Annotated in this window: 10 protein-coding genes and 2 pseudogenes; 8 read left to right on the top strand and 4 right to left on the bottom strand. The window is 34.8% G+C overall.

Annotation, left to right across the window (positions count from 1 at the left end; translation table 11 throughout):
* Positions 1-277: 277 nt before the first annotated feature.
* The 3 genes and pseudogenes from A9G41_RS05725 to mscM all read left to right on the top strand — a co-directional run.
* A complete protein-coding gene (locus tag A9G41_RS05725) occupies positions 278-1,720 on the top strand; it encodes a sodium:proton antiporter (protein WP_075539435.1) in 1,443 nt (480 codons plus the stop codon).
* Between the two features lie 466 nt (positions 1,721-2,186).
* A pseudogene (gene asd / locus A9G41_RS05720) lies at positions 2,187-3,032 on the top strand (archaetidylserine decarboxylase); the annotation flags it as partial.
* A gap of 127 nt (positions 3,033-3,159) precedes the next feature.
* Positions 3,160-5,658: pseudogene (gene mscM, locus A9G41_RS05715) on the top strand (miniconductance mechanosensitive channel MscM); the annotation flags it as partial.
* On the opposite strand, the gene A9G41_RS05710 reads toward mscM, so the two are convergent.
* A complete protein-coding gene (locus A9G41_RS05710) occupies positions 5,655-6,185 on the bottom strand; it encodes a DedA family protein (protein WP_075538673.1) in 531 nt (176 codons plus the stop codon). The pseudogene mscM and the gene A9G41_RS05710 overlap by 4 nt on opposite strands.
* Before the next feature lie 183 nt (positions 6,186-6,368).
* Here A9G41_RS05710 and fdhD point away from each other — a divergent pair, with 183 nt between their 5' ends.
* The 5 genes from fdhD to A9G41_RS05685 all read left to right on the top strand — a co-directional run bounded on the left by fdhD (position 6,369) and on the right by A9G41_RS05685 (position 12,221).
* Positions 6,369-7,175, top strand: coding sequence for a formate dehydrogenase accessory sulfurtransferase FdhD (gene fdhD, locus A9G41_RS05705; RefSeq protein WP_075539432.1), 807 nt, complete (start codon positions 6,369-6,371; stop codon positions 7,173-7,175).
* Positions 7,176-7,453: 278 nt separating this feature from the next.
* A complete protein-coding gene (locus A9G41_RS05700; protein ID WP_065568446.1) occupies positions 7,454-8,272 on the top strand; it encodes a purine-nucleoside phosphorylase in 819 nt (272 codons plus the stop codon).
* Positions 8,273-8,331: 59 nt separating this feature from the next.
* Positions 8,332-9,570, top strand: a complete 1,239-nt coding sequence (locus A9G41_RS05695) for a nucleoside permease (protein ID WP_075539431.1) — start codon at positions 8,332-8,334, stop codon at positions 9,568-9,570.
* 182 nt (positions 9,571-9,752) lie between these two features.
* Positions 9,753-10,676: an EamA family transporter gene (locus A9G41_RS05690; protein ID WP_065583494.1), complete on the top strand. Its 924-nt coding sequence runs from the start codon at positions 9,753-9,755 to the stop codon at positions 10,674-10,676.
* 1,071 nt (positions 10,677-11,747) lie between these two features.
* The gene (locus A9G41_RS05685) at positions 11,748-12,221 is read left to right on the top strand and encodes a hypothetical protein (RefSeq protein WP_065568449.1); all 474 of its coding nucleotides are present in this window, start codon (positions 11,748-11,750) and stop codon (positions 12,219-12,221) included.
* A gap of 115 nt (positions 12,222-12,336) precedes the next feature.
* Here the strand turns inward: A9G41_RS05685 and amtB are convergent, their stop codons facing one another.
* The 3 genes from amtB to dgt all read right to left on the bottom strand — a co-directional run bounded on the left by amtB (position 12,337) and on the right by dgt (position 15,721).
* Positions 12,337-13,617, bottom strand: coding sequence for an ammonium transporter AmtB (amtB, locus tag A9G41_RS05680; protein ID WP_075539430.1), 1,281 nt, complete (start codon positions 13,615-13,617; stop codon positions 12,337-12,339).
* A 21-nt stretch (positions 13,618-13,638) separates the two neighbouring features.
* Positions 13,639-13,977, bottom strand: a complete 339-nt coding sequence (gene glnK, locus A9G41_RS05675) for a P-II family nitrogen regulator (RefSeq protein WP_065568451.1) — start codon at positions 13,975-13,977, stop codon at positions 13,639-13,641.
* A 256-nt stretch (positions 13,978-14,233) separates the two neighbouring features.
* Entirely contained in the window at positions 14,234-15,721 is a 1,488-nt protein-coding gene (dgt, locus tag A9G41_RS05670) for a dGTPase (RefSeq protein ID WP_075539429.1), read from the bottom strand.
* Positions 15,722-15,741 lie beyond the last annotated feature (20 nt).

Here is a 15,741-nt window from a genome sequence, read left to right as displayed (position 1 = left end):
TGAAAATTAAATAGCCGCTATTATAAAATATTTAGAGCAATTAAGCGAAAATACCGACATTGCAAAACAAGAGTAATATCACTAAAAAATAATCAGTACAGAAATTTATTACCCTCTATCGGTTAACGCCAGCTTATAATGGCGTGATTATAATATTTCATTGTTCTGTTGTGGTATTTAATTGATAAAAATCAATAAAAAGTAATAAAACGCTTTTTAAAATTAATTTTAGTTTTATTTGTTATAATTGCACCAATTTAAAAAAGTAAAAAATGACATGAAAAATTATTTTAACTTACCGCTGGTATCACTTTTTGCATTATTGCTTTTCCCTTTTGATCTTTATGCAATGGGTTTTAACGAATATGATTTATCACTACTTTGGGCGATTCCTTTCGTGGGGATATTACTTTCTATTGCGTTAATTCCGCTATTTTTGCCACAACTTTGGCACTACCATTATGGCAAGATTATTATTTTTTGGACGTTGTTATTTTTAGCCTTTTTGTTGTTTTCATTTGGTTTGCAAACCGCCATCAATATTACCGTTCATGCAATTATGGTGGAATATCTTCCCTTTATCTTGTTATTGTTGGCACTATTTACCGTTTCAGGCGGAATTTTGATTAAAAGCGATGTGCTTAGCACACCCAAGCTAAATGTTGGTTTACTGGCAATCGGAACGGTATTAGCCTCAATCATGGGTACTACAGGTGCAGCAATGTTAATGATACGCCCTTTAATCAGAGCCAATCGAGAGCGAAACTGCGCCGTGCACACGGTTATCTTTTTTATCTTTTTAGTCGCCAATATTGGTGGCGGACTAACGCCACTGGGCGATCCACCTTTATTCATTGGTTTTTTAAAAGGTGTTAATTTTGGCTGGACAGTTAAATATATGTTATTGCCGATTTTACTTAACTCATTGTTGTTATTAGTTATTTATTATATGATTGATTGCCACTACTTTCGTTTACAATATGGTAATTTGCCCACTTTGACTTCAACCACAAAAAGTGCAAAAGTTAAAATTTATGGTATAAGAAATATTTTTTTATTATTGGTAATTATTGCTAGTGTACTAATGTCGGGCATTTGGCACTCATCAATTTACTTTACCGTTTTAGATGCACACATTACTTTACCTAATTTAATTCGCGATATTATTTTTATTACCATAACAATAATTTCGATAAAAATAACCCCGAAACAAGTACGTGCAGTTAATGAATTTAATTGGGCTCCCATCGTTGAAGTTGGAAAGCTATTTATTGGTATTTTTATTACTATTGTGCCTGTACTAGCTATTTTGCACAAGGGTAGCAACGGCGCGCTAGCGCCTTTAGTATCGCTAGTAACCACCGCTCAAGGCGAGCCGGTTAATAGTATGTACTTTTGGTTATCCGGTTTGCTTTCGGGCTTCTTAGATAATGCACCAACCTATCTTGTTTTTTTCAATTTGGCATCGGGTGATGCGGTAATATTAATGACAACACTTAACAAGACATTACTCGCTATATCAATGGGATCGGTTTTTATGGGTGCACTGAGTTATATCGGAAATGCGCCTAATCTTATGGTCAAAAGCATTGCCACTCAAAATAAGATTAACATGCCCAGCTTTTTTAGTTATATGAAATGGTCAATATGTATATTAATTCCTGTGTTTATTATCGATAATTTAGTCTTTTTTGTTTTTTTAGCGAGTAGTAGCGTATAATTAAATAATATGACTATTTCATTTAAAAATTAAGTACTAAAATACCTATGGATAAAATAATTTTTATTTACCGCCATATTGTGAATTTTGCTTTAAATTCGACAAGAATAACGCCTTAATAAATTTTCATTTTGGCGTTTTAAATAGCCCTCACTACTCATTAATTATGGTGACAAAATACGCATCAATTGTCATCCATCATCAAGTTGAAGTACAGGTTTTCTGCTCAAGTAATGATTCACTAAGTGAATTTTTATTTCATTACTTTTATACCATTTTGTTAAATAAATTTTATCTAACTTAGGTGACCAATGCATACAATGATGAACAATATTGCTTTCTATGGTTTGCAATGTGTTAAAAATGTAAGTAACCAATATCATATCTTATAAGATTCAGTCGTTTTACACTTTATGTGTAAATATTGTTATAATGTTCGCATTTGCGAACTTATTGAGAGTGATATATGTTAAATCAGTTAAAAGCAATTATTCAGTATCTTCTACCTAAACAGTTATTAACCGCTATATTTGGTTGGCTTGCCAAAAAACAGTTGGGAAAGGTCACAACATGGATGATTATGGGCTTTTGTAAACTATATAAAGTAGATTTGAGCGAAGCAAAAATTAGCGATGCAAAAACGTTTAAAACATTTAATGACTTTTTTGCTCGTGAATTAAATGATGATGCTCGCCCGATTGATACTGGAGATAGCTCCGTTATTATGCCGGCCGATGGTGTCATTAGCCAATTTGGTACTATTCAAGATACCCAAATGTTACAAGCTAAAGGGCATTTTTATTCTTTAGAGTCACTGGTTGCTTGTCATGCTGATATGATTAAGTTTTTTAAAAATGGTTCATATGTAACCACTTATTTATCACCTAAAAATTATCACCGTTTTCATATGCCTTGTGACGGTATTTTGCGTGAGATGATTTATGTGCCTGGTTCACTATTTTCAGTCAATAAAGCAACAACCGAAAGCATTCCTAATATTTTTGCACGTAATGAACGTGTGATTTGTTTATTTGAAACCGAATTGGGGCCAATGGCACAAATTTTAGTTGGTGCAACCATTGTTGGTAGTATAGAAGTGCTATGGGAAGGCATTATTACGCCACCGCGTGAAGGTATTATGAAACGCTGGAATTATGCCGAAGGGATACAATTAACCAAAGGGCAAGATATGGGATGCTTTAAATTAGGCTCAACGGTTATTACGCTCTTTGCATCAAATGCCATTGAGTTTGAAAGCTATCTTAAGGTGGGGGATGTTACTCGTGTGGGTCAAAAATTAGCCAATAGGATATAGCTTTATGTGGATTCGTAGTGTTTTGTGCCTTGCTGTGGTGTTGTTTTCTTCACTCACCTTTGCTGAAGAAACCATGCCAATCATTAATAATGAAGAAGATCTTTCACAAGTTGTTCACCAGTTGAGTGATAAAAATGATGAGCTCAGACAAAATATGGAGCTACAAAAAACGCATTTAACCAGTATTATTAATGAACAAAACAATATCACTACACAGATTTCACATGTACAAAATACGCTAGCCACGCTTGATGAGCAAGGTGAATGGCTGAGCTTTTCAACAGCGCTTGGCGAAACTTTACGTCAACAATTATTACGCTTACCCGAAAAACCTAAATCGCAAGCACTTGATGCCGAAATTGCCGAAGCAAAAGCCCAACAACTTAATTATAGCAATATTTTAACTTCCTTAGGTGATTATCCAACTTTAACCAATCCACTTAATAGTGTGAAAGAGGCCACGCAATATCGCCGTTTAATTCGAGAACAAACCGAATTACTTAAGACGCTTATTTCTGGCACGGATACCACCATATTAGAATTAACTAAATTAAAAATTGCAAATAAGCAACTCACCAATGCAATTGACGAAGTGAACGATGCTGCACATCGTTACTTTTTTTGGGTGGCAGATGTCAACCCAATATCGATGAGCTATCCAATCAACTTAGCTAAAGATGTGGTTTATGCGATTTTTTCAATCGATACCCTTTCACAACTTTATAATGCGAGCGCAGAAGTGCTTAGTGCGCCAAAGCCACTGTTTTTAATTATTTTGTCGTTAATGTTTGTGTTTGCGCATTTTAAGATGCGCGCTAAATATAACATTTTTTTAAATAAATCAGCGAGCCGCGTCGGTAAAGTAACACAAGATAGTTATTCTTTAACGCTAAAAGTGGTTATGTTTTCATTAATTATGGCGTTACCAGTACCAATTTTGTGGGCGGTGTTTGGTTATGCGTTGCAGATTAATTGGGATTATCCCGTTGCCTTTGCGTTAGGTTATGGGGTGAATGCGGCAGCACCAATTTTATGGGTATTTATTATTTCAGCCCATTTTGCCTCATCGAATGGGCTTTTTATTGCCCACTTTGGTTGGCCTGAACGTAGCGTACGTGCTGCTATGAAATATTATCAACTTTCGATTTGGCTTGTGATTCCATTAGTGATGATAGTCATGAGTTTTGATGAGTACAACAATCGTCAATTTGCTGCCACCATTGGTCGCACGGCGTTTATTTGTCTTTGCTTTGCTTTAGTGTTTATGACTAACGCCATTCATCGTGCAGGGGTTCCTCTTTATATTGATAAAAAAAGCTCTGGTGATAATTTATTAAGTCATATTTTATGGTTTATCTTATTGAGTGCACCATGGCTTGCCATTATTGCGGCTTGTTTGGGCTACTTATCGACTGCCCAAGTGCTATTGGGGCGTCTTGAAGCATCGGTCATTATTTGGTTTGCGCTGTTAGTTATTTATTTTATGATTCGCCGTTGGATGTGGATCCAAAAGCGCCGTATTGAATTTGAACGTACCAAGCAACGCCGCTTAGAGCGCATGCAACGTGCCAAATCACACGATGAAGATATTAATTCACTTAGCGACAACGTTGATGAACCCGTTATTGATTTAGATGCTATTAGTGCTCAATCTTTACATTTAGTGAGATCAATTATTATGATGATTGCGCTCATTAGTATGATTTTGTTATGGTCAGAACTACATTCAGCTTTTGCCTTTATGAATAATATTAAACTGTGGAAAACAAATGCTATTGTTAACGGCACTGAAATTGAGCAATACATTACTCTTGGAGCGGTATGCATTGCGATTTTAGTCATGACAATTACCGTGCAGTTAGTCAAAAATTTGCCTGCTTTGTTAGAGTTAGGCATTTTACAGCATCTAGAGCTAGCTCCAGGAACAGGTTATGCTATTTCCACCGTTTCAAAATATATTATTTTGATGGTAGGTTGCATGATTGCGTTTTCTTTTATTGGTATCGATTGGTCTAAAATTCAATGGCTCATTGCTGCACTCGGTGTTGGGTTAGGTTTTGGTTTACAAGAAATATTTGCCAATTTTATTTCGGGTCTAATTATTTTATTCGAAAAACCAGTACGCATTGGTGATACAGTGACAATTCGTGATTTAACAGGCAACATCACTAAAATAAATACTCGCGCCATTACCATTGTGGATTGGGATCGCAAAGAAATTGTAATGCCTAATAAGGCTTTTATTACGGAACAATTGGTAAACTGGTCGTTATCTGATTCGATAACGCGTATTGTGTTAACCATTCCTGCAACCATTGATGCTGATAGTGATCTGGTTATCAAACTACTACAACAAGCTTCAAATGAATGTGAATATGTGCTTAACGATCCTGAACCTCAAGTCTTTTTGGTAGATATTCAAGAAGGTATTCAATTGTTTGAGTTACGTGTTTTTGCTGCCGAAATGGGACACCGCATGATGCTCCGAAGCGCTATACATAAGCTAATACTTGAAGCTTATCGTGAGCATCATTTAACATTACCATTTCCACCATTACAAACCAATTTGGAGGCATTAGGTCGCAAAAGTGGGCGTCGTAGTTATACTGTTGGTACCATTTAGTTAAATAGTGTTTCTAGCCATGGCACACCGAAAGCGCCGGGAGCAAGCAATGCAAATGCCCAGACGGGTGCAGATGCAATATTGGCCAGATTAAATTTGGCAGTTGGCATATGCATTGTGCCAGCGATTAATGGCACAATTGCACGTAATGGTCCAAAAAAGCGCCCAATAAACACTCCTAGTACTCCATAACGCAAAAAGAATTGTTCGGCACGATAAACTAATTTAGGGTGTTTATTGAGAGGCCATGAAGCAATAACTTGTTGATGATAGTGCTTTCCTAACCAATAAGATAAGAAATCCCCTAAAACAGCTCCCACGGTAGCAGCAATTAATACAGGTAAAAATGATATTGCACCACCACCGATTAAAGCGCCTATCCCCAATAAAACAGCAGTAGCAGGAACCAAAAGCGAGACAATCGCCAATGACTCCCCAAATGCTAATAAAAATATAATCGGCAACGCCCAAATTTGATGATGCTCAATAAATTGCATGGTTGTCAATGTGATTTCGTGTAGTGACATGGGTTAGCTTGTGAACTATCAATTGATTATAATCAACCATTTTACCATAATATTAGGCGTTTAGAGCTAAGAGCACTATCTATTGTATAATTTTACACGGCATTAGCGTTTTTTAAATTTATTAACATTTGAGCTTACACTTATGATAGCTTTAATGATAACCCAATTAATAAGAGGTAAATTATGACAATCGGTATTGAATCAATTCTTGTGCGTAAATTTAAAAATAGTGAACTACAAAATCCACAACCTGACACACTAGCTATTGAAAAACCAATTGCATTAATTTATAACGGAATTTCTCATGTGGTAATGATGGCAATACCAAAAGATTTACATTATTTTGCAATTGGGTTTTCATTAACTGAGAATATCATTCAATCGGTTAATGATATTTATGGTATTGATGTTGTTGATAGCTCCAAAGGTATAGAAGTGCAAATTGAACTTTCGTCTCGGCGCTTTAGTGAACTAAAGGAGAAACGCCGTAATTTGGCTGGGCGCACAGGCTGCGGTATTTGTGGCACTGAGCAAATAGATCAAGTCTACCAAGCCATTCCTTCTTTGCCTTTAACAAGCCAGATTAAGCTAACTGATTTTAGTGCTACGCTAAACTATTTATCACAAGTTCAACATGTAGGTAAACAGACTGGTTGCACACATGCGGCCGTGTGGTTAGATTTGAAAGGGCAATTTATAGCAGGTTTTGAAGATATTGGCAGGCATGTGGCATTAGATAAACTGCTTGGATTTAGAGCAATGCAATTGCCTAACAACGCTAACTTTCAACAAGGCGTGGTATTAGTATCAAGCCGTGCTAGCTACGAAATGGTACAAAAAGCGGCTAATTGTGGTGTAGAGATTTTGTTAGCGGTTTCAGCTGCAACCTCAATGGCTGTTGATTTAGCCAAACAGTGTAACTTGACGTTATTAGGATTTTTTAGAGGTGATAAAAGCGTGATCTATTCTGGTGAAGATCGACTAATCTAATGCCGATTTTCGCCTTGATCAATTTTGATTATCAAAAATTAATTTTTAATTTATTGAATAATAAAGAATAAAAAAAATTATCTTATTCAATCCAAGATGCCGCCATTCTCACCTTTATTTATTGAGTGAAGATCATCATAATATATACCTCAGAGTTTACTCTGTTTTTTAGTTACTTTATAAGCTTATTATCCAATTAAGCTAAATAATAGGTTATTATTATTTATTTTATTGTGCCTGTTTTACTTTAGCATTTAACTTTTTGAAAGGATACCATCATGCATCAAACTTCAGATATTCAACAAGCCGTTAACTATATTCAAAAACACACAGATAAAAAACCAACTATTGGTATTATTTTAGGTTCAGGTCTAGGACCTTTTGCCGATACACTTGAAGATGCCGTTCATATTGCTTATGACACAATTCCTCATTTTGCAAAATCTGGCGCCGTTGGTCATGCCAATGAACTAGTTATTGGAAAATGTGGCGACAAAACAGTAGTGGCAATGAAAGGTCGCTTTCACTATTATGAAGGATTTTCGTTAGATCAAGTCACTTTTCCTGTTAGAGTGATGAAAATGTTAGGTGTTGAAAAATTGATTATTACTAATGCATGTGGCGCTGTGAATACTGGCTTTAAACCAGGCGATTTAATGCTGATTACCGATCATATCAACCTAACTGCTAATAATCCACTTATTGGACCTAATAACCCTGATTTAGGCGTGCGCTTTTTAGATGTAAGTGAACTTTATAACAAACAATTGCGCGCAACAGTAATGGATGTAGCAAATGAACTTAATATTACCTTACGTGAAGGTGTTTACGCTTGGTGGACTGGCCCAACTTATGAAACACCAGCCGAAATTAGAATGATCCGCGTTTTAGGTGCCGATGCGGTTGGTATGTCAACCGTACCAGAAGCCATTATAGCGCATCATTCAGGTATAAAAACCATTGGTATTTCATGCTTAACCAATATGGCTTGTGGCATTTTAGATCAACCGCTAGGGCATGAAGAAGTGATAGAAACAGCAGAACGCGTTAAATCAACCTTTTTACAACTTATTACAAAAACGATTGAACGTTTTTAATCAGTACTTTTTATTTGTGGTTTTCTATAAAAGATTTTACTTTATTTTAGGAATAAACAATGAACATAAAAAATAGATTAAAAATAATGATGTTTTTCCAATATTTTATTTGGGGAAGCTGGTTGGTGACTTTTGGTGCTTATCTACTAAATACTTTGCACTTTTCAGGTGTTGAAGTATCAATGATTTTTAGCACTAAAGCTTTGGCTGCATTAATTACCCCATTTATTGTTGGTATTATCGCTGATAAGTTTTTGCAAGCCAAACATCTTTATATGTTTTGCCATGCCATTTGTGCAATTGCACTTTTTTATGCTGCATCAATAAACAATGCAACGCTTTTATTTTGGGCGATGTTAGGCAATGCGTTAGCGTATATGCCTACTATTGCTTTATCTAACTCAATTAGTTATCACTGTTTAGATAAAGATAACTTAGATACGGTAGCCACATTCCCTAAAATACGCGTCTTTGGTACAGTAGGTTTTATTATTGCAATGTGGGCTGTCAGTTTATGTAAATTAGAGTTGAGCGCTGCTCAACTCTATATTGCTTGCATTGCCTCTTTAATACTTGCGATTTATAGCTCAACCTTACCCAATATCGAAACGCAAAAAAAACCAAAACAGTCTTGGAGTTCTTATTTAGGGTTAGATGCGTTTGTGTTATTTAAAAACCCAGTAATGGCTGTATTTTTTCTATTTGCTATGTTGCTTGGTGCAATATTACAAGTCACTAATACTTTTGGTGGCGCTTTCTTACATGATTTTGGTAAAACCCAGGAATTTCAAAATAGTTTAATTGTACAATACCCCGCTATCTTATTATCTGTTTCACAAATGGCTGAAGTTGCGTTTATCTTAACTATCCCATTTTTTCTCAAAAAATTTGGTATTAAAAAAGTCATAATGATAAGCATAATTGCTTGGACTCTCAGATTTGGTTTATTTGCATTTGGTGATCCAACGCCTTTCGGGTTTGCACTACTTATGCTTTCAATGATCGTTTACGGCTGTGCATTCGACTTTTTTAATATTTCAGGCTCTATTTTTATTGAAAAAGAAGTTAACTCAAATATTCGAGCTAGCGCTCAAGGACTATTTATGACCATGGTCAACGGAATTGGTGCTTATTTTGGCTCAATTTTAAGTGGTGTTGTTGTTGACATCTGTACGCATAATGGTGTTAAGGATTGGCAAACAATTTGGTTAATTTTTGCTTGTTATGCACTTGTGCTAGGTATTGTTTTTTATTATTCATTTAATTATAACTATACTAAAAACAATTCTGTAGAGTAATCCCTTGTTTATGTAGATTAGCGGACTTTAGAATATCACTTATCACTGTTTTGCTACATTTTTTAAATAAATGAGTTAAAAGCCATAGGGGGGCGAATAAAACAAGTCCCCCTAGGGCTTTTATTGTGTTTTTTGTCGATATATTCAACAATGTTATTTTTTTAGTGTTACGAGATTTAATTATGAAAGATAAATTTTTAGGTGGTTTTTTGGTTTTCTTAGGTGCATGTAGTTTTGGTGTGCTTTCTTCAATTGTAAAAACTGCTTATAAAACGGGCTATACACTAGGCGAAGTTACTGGTGTCCAGTGTTTTTTGGGGATGCTAATGTTATGGAGCCTTCACCTTATTGTTAAAACAATCCGCAAGCCCAAAACAACAACGGATAATGCATTATCAAATTCGGCTACTAAAATACCTCAACTAACAAAAAAATGGAAGGTTTTTGCCGTTGGGCTTTTTCCTGGGTTAGTAGGTATTTGTTATTATCAATGCGTGCAATTAGTACCTGCATCAATTGCAATTATTTTATTAATGCAATATTTATGGATTAGTGTCATTATTGATTTTGTTATTTTCAAAAATAAACCCTCTATCACCCAACTAATCACCGTTATTGTGATTATTTTTGGAAGTAGCTTAGCAGCTGGTATTTTTAATCAAGATATTAGTTTAAATTTAACAGGTTGCTTTTTCGGCTTTCTAGCTGCACTAATGTATTCGCTCTTTATTAGTTCTAGTAGCAATATTGGTAATGAATTACCTAAACTTGAAAAAAGTGCTTTAATGATTACTGGCGCATGCTTTATCACCTTTTTAATTTTTCCACCTTTGTTTTTCTTTAAGCTTGATATTAGCGATAAACTATATCAATTAGGATTTTTATTAGCATTACTTGGAACTGTGTTACCTCCTTTTTTATTTTCGATCGGAATACCTAGAATAGGTATTTCTTTGAGTGCGATTCTGTCAGCTGCAGAGCTACCTGTTGCGGTGACTTGTTCATTTTTTTATTTGCATGAATCGGTTTATTTTAACCAATGGGTAGGCGTGATTATCATCCTGCTCACAATTGCTTTACCGAACTTAAAAAACATAAAAAAGTGAATTAACTCAAAATAACTGGGTAGGCGAATACCCTGCCCTTATTATTTATTTTAGTTGTTTTTGGCTCATTTTATTTAAAAATTAATTAATAATCGTTTTTAAAACAATATAAACCCGTATAGTTTATTGTAAGTCATTTTTAACCATTAAATAACATACTACTTTAAGTAAAAGATTAGTTGCATTTAAAAAACAATCCAGCCCACCTTTAGCTTATTATTAAGCATTGATTAGATACTTAACTGAAGTGTTGAATAACATTTATATTTATTATTTAGTAAAAAAGTGGTATAACAATTCGACTTCGTCTTGATTAATAAATAGTGAACTAGCTTTATTTGTTAGTATTGCAAAAGCAATGAAGTAATAATGCCCTCGGGTATTGAAAACCTAATTTATCATCACCATATCTATAGTTGTTTTGTCAATTTAGCTAGCTTTGCTAAAATTTAGTCCAAAGATGAATAACTTTATAAGTCACTCTATTTTTACGCATTAGCAATCAAACATGTTAAAAATTATTATGATAGATGTGTTAGTTTTACATTGTATTTATGAGGTTTAAAGAAGAACCTTTAACAAAAAAAATTATATCTAGCAATATTATTGAACTCTCCAAAACTAAATGTGTCTTAATAAGAGTCATGACTCTCGAGATGTTTTAGTCAAGTATTAAGTAAAGGCGTTGTGCTATTGGTTGATACCATCTTCGCCTTTAAAACATGACCTATAAGTAAATAAGGCTATTTAGCCTAGCCTTAGAATATAACAATTGATATTTTGAGTATTAGTATGTTACGAACATGCTTTAGTTATTTTTTCATTTGGAACTGTTTATCTAGCGAAGGCTGTTACCAATAGCCTTTTATTTTTTAAACTTTTTTGCTTTGTAATTCGAACTCATTAGTTTGAATATTTCTTGAAGAATTAAAATAACTATTTGAAATATTATTGATCTTTATATTAAAGCGCCATGTTACCCTGAAAGATCTTTACGTAAAATGTAACAATCGCTTTTTGGTATTGAAGGTCTTGTTACCTTTTTCTTTTAATTAAAAAGGAAGTGACAGAATGAAGACATTTAAAAAACCTTTATTTACCTTAGTACATAGTAATGATGCAATACCTGAACATAGAACATTAGCTTATTTAGATCCTACATTAAATTATTATACTGATCATATTGATGAGATTATTGCATTACGTGTTAAGGAACTTAAATTACACCATTCCGAATATAGGGAGTATCATGATAGTAATAGAACTAATAAAGGCGGTTTTTCCTTTATTTTTAATGAAATATTTGAATCAGAGCACCATAAAAAGCAGATTAGTATGCTGAAAGATGAAATTGCTATTACCAAAGAATCTAATAAGGTAAAGGAGTTATTAGATACTCGAATCAAAAAAATCGCTAACGCTTACCCTGAGTTGCAGTTTAATTTTAATGATATGCAAGCTTTACCCGCTAAAGTTAAAGAGTATCTTTTTGCTCCACCTTTAATTTTAACCGATGATAATGCAATTATGCTTTGGGACGATTAAGCTTTGGAATATCACAATAAGTAGAATAGAAAGTAACACACTAAGCACGACCACAACATTATAGCAATAGTAGGAAACAAAAAAGCTCGAAATATGAGCTTTTTTGTGTTTGCAGTTAACTATTAAATGCACTTTCACCATGGCTATTGATGTCAAGCCCCTCTCTTTCATGTTCTTCTGACACACGCAAACCAACGCAAAGATCTGCAATTTTATAAGAAATAAAAGAAATAACCGTGGTCCAAATTACACAAGTTATAATACTCATCAACTGAATAGCAACTTGGCTTACCATAGTAATACCTTGTGTATAACCGACACCGCCTAAGGATTCTGATGCAAATACACCTGTTAATATGCAACCGACGATGCCACATACACCATGTACACCAAATACGTCACAAGTGTCATCAATTTTTAGAATTCGTTTGAGTGTTGATACGCCCCAAACACCAGCAAAACCACAAATAAAGCCAATTAACATAGCCCCACCTACCCCGACTAGACCTGCGGCTGGCGTTACCCCTACTAATCCAGCTATCACACCCGATGCTGAACCAAGGCAAGATGGTTTTCCGCGGAAGAACCATTCAGCCAATGTCCATGCTAAAACTGCGGCGGCAGTTGCTGCAACTGTGTTAATAAAAGCTAAACCAGCAATTTCGTCAGCATGTGTTGATGAGCCGGCGTTGAAACCAAACCATCCAATATAAAGAATGGCTGCACCAAGATAAACATAAGGTAAGTTAAACGGTTTTAGTGGTTCACGATTATAGCCAATTCGATTTTTGATAAAATAAGCACCAATTATTCCTGCAACCGCTGCATTAATATGTACTACAGTGCCACCTGCAAAATCAAGTGCTCCCTCATCACCTAAGATACCACCACCCCATACCATATGCGCCATAGGAATATACGAAAATGTAAACCATAGCACCATAAAAATGAGTACTGCTGAAAAACGAATCCGTTCAGCAAAAGCTCCCAGAATTAAACAACAGGTAATGCAAGCGAACGATCCTTGGAATGCGACCCAAATTAATTCATAAATAGCTCCTGATACATTATTAATGCTTATACCTATTAATAATGCGTGATTCAAATTTCCATAAAACCAGTTACCCTCTCCAAAAGCAAGTGAATAACCATAAACAATCCATAACACAGAAATTAGCGAAAAAACAACCAATACTTGTGTTAACATCGATAACACATTTTTAGAGCGCAATAAACCACCATAAAATAAAGCAATGCCCGGAATAGACATAAAAAGAACTAATGCTGTGCAGATCATCATAAATCCATTATCGGCTTTATCAGCTATGCCAACTTCACCAGCAAAAGCAGAGCTTGAAAATAAAATCGTTAAACATAAAATAGCTTTTTTCAACATAATGATACCCTTAACAATAAATTACAGCGCCGAGTCATCGGTTTCACCAGTGCGTATACGCACTACATGTTCAAGTGCAGTGACAAAAATTTTGCCATCGCCGATTTTGCCAGTATGCGCAGCCTTAGCCACAGTGCTAATAACCTCGTCAAGCTGATCATCGCTAATGGCTAAGTCGATTTTAACTTTAGGTAAAAAATTGACATTATATTCGGCACCACGATATAGCTCTGCATGGCCTTTTTGACGCCCAAAACCTTTAACTTCAGTGACAGTTAATCCTGTAATACCTATATTAGATAACGCTTCTCTAACTTCTTCTAACTTGAAAGGTTTTATAACTACAGTAACTAATTTCATTCAATGCTCCTAATAAATTTGAGATACAAAATGAATAATGCAAAGAACATGCCAGAAATTGATAACTTGAACTAAATTGAATTATTTAAGAAGAATATGGAAGTAGTTGAGATAAAGATCTAGTCTTAATCGTTTTTACCGATGATGAGTAATATAAATAATCGCGGTTTCTTTAGATATTTTAACTATTAGCCACGCACTAATCTGGTGCCAATGCATATTAGTAGTGCCCAATCATTTAATCAATTGCTACAAACTAGAATGTGACCATTAACTTGCGATATTCATCATAAGCAAAGTGATCGGTCATACCGCTAATATAATCTTGTAATAATCGGCATCGGTAATAAAATTCCATACAAGCGAAACTTGTTTTATTTGAATTAAGTTCGCTGATTGCTTGTTTATAAGCTACACAATGTTTTGAGGATAATTTATGATATAAGCGTGTCTCAATGGGATAATGTTTGTGATGTTGATTGTCAACCAATTTTAAAAAGTCATGAGTTGGCATATTAAGCAATGGACTATAAATATCAAGCAATCCACTAATAATTCGGTACCCTTGAAGTTCAATATTTTCGACCGATTCATGATTGAATACATGTTCAAATCCAACTTTTTTAAAAATATTTAATAACTTATATTCAGCGCTATGATCTTCAAGTAAAGCATGATTAAATGATCCATGATAGATTGCTTCAATATTTTCAATAACACGTTCCGCTGCATGGGGTACCAGCTTACCTATAGTGTTAACACGTAAATACATAAAGAACTGATCAATACCAATAGCATCAAATCCATTCTGTTTTAAGTTCTCATAAGGTCGATTAACAACGGTATCAAACAGATCGTCTTTTTTAACTGGTCCCCATGCTTCTGCTAGGTATGCGTAGAGCTGTTTTACTGTTAGGATTTTCTTTTCAACAGCATCTTCTAGATCTGCAATGCAATATGAGATATCGTCTGCAGCTTCCATAATGTAGGTCAATGGATATCGATGGAACGGTTTAATATCGAGCTGTTTAGATAGCTCTTTTATAAATGGCTCTTCTGATAAATAATAACCTGGTTTTTTCATTAAATAAGAAAATTCAGCCGGCACTTGTTTAGACCAATAGGCCGGTTTGGAATATTTGAGAATTGAGGCAATTTGTGAATAGGTTAAATTAAGACGCAATATTGTATGCACTAATCGAATTGCTTGTGCATTACCTTCAAAATTAGATAGATCTTGGCGGATTTTTATTTTAAGTTTTTTGATTTCATCGGTATCGTTATCATTTATATCAAGCGCACTATAAGCTGTCGGTTTTCCAAGCCCTAGGTGTAACATAAACCATTGATTAATAGCAGCCTCACCAAAATGGCCAAATGGGGGATTGCCAATATCGTGCATTAAACAGGCCATCTCAACCAGACTTTCGATAGCCATTACGCAATTATCACATCCATATTTTTCTAGTTGCTTAGATTTGCTTAGTCGATTGACGATTTCTTTAACAATATAGCGACCCACTTGTTGCACTTCCATTGAATGAGTTAGCCGTGTTCTAACCACTGAATTTCTTTCTAGTGGAAAAACTTGCGTTTTTTGTTGTAATCGACGAATGGCAGCGGAATTAATAATACGCTCACGATCGCTTTCAAAACAACGCACTATTGAGTACTCATCAGACAGTGTTTCACGCTGTTTACTGGCGTAACGCTGATAATTGATTTTTTGGTTGAAGTTGACCATGGATCTACCCTTAAATTTAA

This window comes from Gilliamella sp. Nev5-1 (assembly GCF_001690895.1).
GTDB lineage: Bacteria > Pseudomonadota > Gammaproteobacteria > Enterobacterales > Orbaceae > Gilliamella > Gilliamella apicola_C.
The sequence above is the reverse complement of the archived record's forward strand: the minus strand, read 5'-3'. Positions and strand labels throughout refer to the sequence as shown.

What these genes read in the sequence shown, in the direction of transcription:
- glnK (WP_065568451.1), bottom strand. Translation starts at nt 13,977, where the DNA reads ATGAAATTAGTTACTGTAGTTATAAAACCTTTCAAGTTAGAAGAAGTT.
- A9G41_RS05710 (WP_075538673.1), bottom strand. Translation starts at nt 6,185, where the DNA reads ATGTCACTACACGAAATCACATTGACAACCATGCAATTTATTGAGCAT.
- A9G41_RS05725 (WP_075539435.1), top strand. Translation starts at nt 278, where the DNA reads ATGAAAAATTATTTTAACTTACCGCTGGTATCACTTTTTGCATTATTG.
- A9G41_RS05695 (WP_075539431.1), top strand. Translation starts at nt 8,332, where the DNA reads ATGAACATAAAAAATAGATTAAAAATAATGATGTTTTTCCAATATTTT.
- dgt (WP_075539429.1), bottom strand. Translation starts at nt 15,721, where the DNA reads ATGGTCAACTTCAACCAAAAAATCAATTATCAGCGTTACGCCAGTAAA.
- fdhD (WP_075539432.1), top strand. Translation starts at nt 6,369, where the DNA reads ATGACAATCGGTATTGAATCAATTCTTGTGCGTAAATTTAAAAATAGT.
- A9G41_RS05685 (WP_065568449.1), top strand. Translation starts at nt 11,748, where the DNA reads ATGAAGACATTTAAAAAACCTTTATTTACCTTAGTACATAGTAATGAT.
- A9G41_RS05700 (WP_065568446.1), top strand. Translation starts at nt 7,454, where the DNA reads ATGCATCAAACTTCAGATATTCAACAAGCCGTTAACTATATTCAAAAA.
- amtB (WP_075539430.1), bottom strand. Translation starts at nt 13,617, where the DNA reads ATGTTGAAAAAAGCTATTTTATGTTTAACGATTTTATTTTCAAGCTCT.
- A9G41_RS05690 (WP_065583494.1), top strand. Translation starts at nt 9,753, where the DNA reads ATGAAAGATAAATTTTTAGGTGGTTTTTTGGTTTTCTTAGGTGCATGT.